This window comes from Oscillibacter sp. CU971 (assembly GCF_905219725.1).
In the GTDB taxonomy this organism is placed as follows: Bacteria; Bacillota; Clostridia; order Oscillospirales; family Oscillospiraceae; genus Oscillibacter.
This window is the reverse complement of the sequence record NZ_CAJMXG010000393.1, coordinates 1-2,078: the sequence shown is the minus strand read 5'-3', so window position 1 is coordinate 2,078 and position 2,078 is coordinate 1. Positions and strand designations below refer to the sequence as shown.

The 2,078-nt window shown below is 53.8% G+C and carries 4 protein-coding genes; all 4 read right to left on the bottom strand.

Annotation, left to right across the window (positions count from 1 at the left end; all coding sequences use genetic code 11):
* Positions 1-46: 46 nt before the first annotated feature.
* A complete protein-coding gene (locus tag JX325_RS15795) occupies positions 47-610 on the bottom strand; it encodes a hypothetical protein (protein ID WP_204792008.1) in 564 nt (187 codons plus the stop codon).
* 14 nt (positions 611-624) lie between these two features.
* The gene (locus JX325_RS15790; protein WP_204792007.1) at positions 625-1,218 is read right to left on the bottom strand and encodes a hypothetical protein; all 594 of its coding nucleotides are present in this window, start codon (positions 1,216-1,218) and stop codon (positions 625-627) included.
* Entirely contained in the window at positions 1,215-1,373 is a 159-nt protein-coding gene (locus tag JX325_RS15785) for a histidine kinase (RefSeq protein WP_204792006.1), read from the bottom strand. The genes JX325_RS15790 and JX325_RS15785 overlap by 4 nt, the downstream gene beginning before the upstream one ends.
* A 118-nt stretch (positions 1,374-1,491) precedes the next feature.
* The coding region (locus tag JX325_RS15780; RefSeq protein WP_374220649.1) for a cell wall hydrolase at positions 1,492-2,078 on the bottom strand (587 nt) is incomplete at its 5' end.

The window sequence follows — 2,078 nt, the reverse complement described above, 5'->3', positions numbered from 1 at the left end:
TCTTTGGACGGGCCGACCGTCACAAAGACCTGATGCTTGATTTTGTTCATGTCATGCTCCCTTCTCTGACAAGTTCGTTCAGGTAGAAATTAAGCTGATACCAGATTTCCATTCTCCGCATATCCATGCGAGTGTTGCGGACAGTGAAGAGACCGCCCTCGCCATCACGCTGATAGTCGTGGTTCAGGAACCGTTCGAGGACTTCGTCCACATATTCCCGGTCAAACCTGACATCATCCATGGAGCCAAAGCCCAGACTGACGAGCATACTCCAGAACCATTGTCCGGTTCGGTTGCCAATGTCAGGGTCGTCCATGATATGCTCTTCGCAACGGATGGCAAGGGCGGTCATCATTTCGAGAACACTGCACGCCCGGTCGTCCAAATAGGCGGCGACCAGTGGGTCACTGTAGCAATGCTCGCGGCCGAACCGATATCTAAGGTTGATGCCGTCTTCGGCCCGGTTGCCGTCCATCGGAATCGTGTAGATAAATTCCGTATCGTGCAGCCTGGTGAACAGCTTACGATAAGACTTGTTAGAATATCGGTCGTCGACCACGAGCTGGTACATCCAATCGAAGTATTGGTCGATAAGCTCGTTTCTGGTCAAGGGTCAAACCTCCTTTAACGATTCGGAGGAAGCGTCTTCAGGAACTCATCGAAGGTACGCAGATCCTGAAGGATCTCATAGTCGCATCGCTTGGCATCATTCCGCACGAAGACAGCGTCCTCCTCGTACTCGCCGAAATGGCTCAGCCCGTCACCGATGATTTCCTCCACATCGTCGATGACAGTCCCGTACTCATCCGACAGAACACCGTCGGCGAAGTATGTCAGGCTTACAGGGGTGTATCCATCAAGCTCTCCGAACTCATCCGGAGAGATGGTATAGGGGGCCTCACCCGGGGAAATTTGCGGCGTTTCTTTCTCCGCTGCCTTGCCGGCAACTGTGGTGGAATACTCCGTGTAGCCCTCGCCCTGGACACGCTTGGCATATTCCGAAATGCTGGGCTTGTCCTGAACCTTGCCGGGGTTCAACACGGTGGTGGTCTGCGGCTCCGTGGCAGGCTGCTCACGCTTGGAATAGGCCTCTTTCACAGAGGCGATTTCCTGCTCGGCGATGAACGTGTATTTCTCCTTGGAATAGTACCAGGTAGCAATCCCTCCGAGAGCAATCCCGGTCAGAAAGCCCAGCATAGCGCTTGTTTTGCAGTTCATGTGTAGTCCTCCTCGTCTTTAATACTCATGACCGTGATGGCCAAACCGCCGAAGAGCATGGCGGCGCTCAGCAGAAGACCGCCCGTGATGTGGCGCTTCCGCTTTGTATCCAGAACATAGTCCATCATGGACACCAGATTCGCAAAGCCCTCCATGTCTATCACCTCCCGGTGGACAGGACGGCCATTCCGCTGACCAGGCATAGGCCCGACATCGCCGCAAGGGCGTAGGAGAGCAGGGGGCGCAGCAACTTTTTCATGGTGGTTCCTCCTTTTAATCATAACTTGAAAAGTAGTGGTTGCCGAGTTGAAACATGGGGACACCGTAATCGCTGAAACGTTCAGCGCGGAAGAATATCACATCGTAATTTGTTCTGTTCTCCAGTTCCTCTCGTACAAGCTGAACCAGCTCGTCTTTAACGTAGCAGCGGTCAATGCGGGGCGGCTGCATTCCGGAATATTGATTGGGCTGCCATATGACATCGTAAATGGTGTCGGGGAAGTGCGGGTCGTCAACCCGGTTCAAAACCGAGTCAATGACTAACCGCTGCCCTTCTTCAGGTTCTCCCTCGGCCTCTGTCATTGTCATCAGCGCGATAAGCGCCACATCCTCATCCGAAATATCAGTCTCGGGTTCGGTCAGTGTGGGTTCCACTGTAGGAGACGACGGAGCAAGCGGAACGTATTCCATCGCCAAAGGCGTCGCTTCGACGGCCGGCGAGGAAGTTGAAGGAACGTACTCAGGTGCCACCTCCTCAATGGGCAGAAAGCACGCATTGGAAATTGTGACCAGCGACAGCATGGCCACCAGAAAGAAAAGCAGAAATTTTTTCATGGCGCACCTCACATCAGGGACTCGTC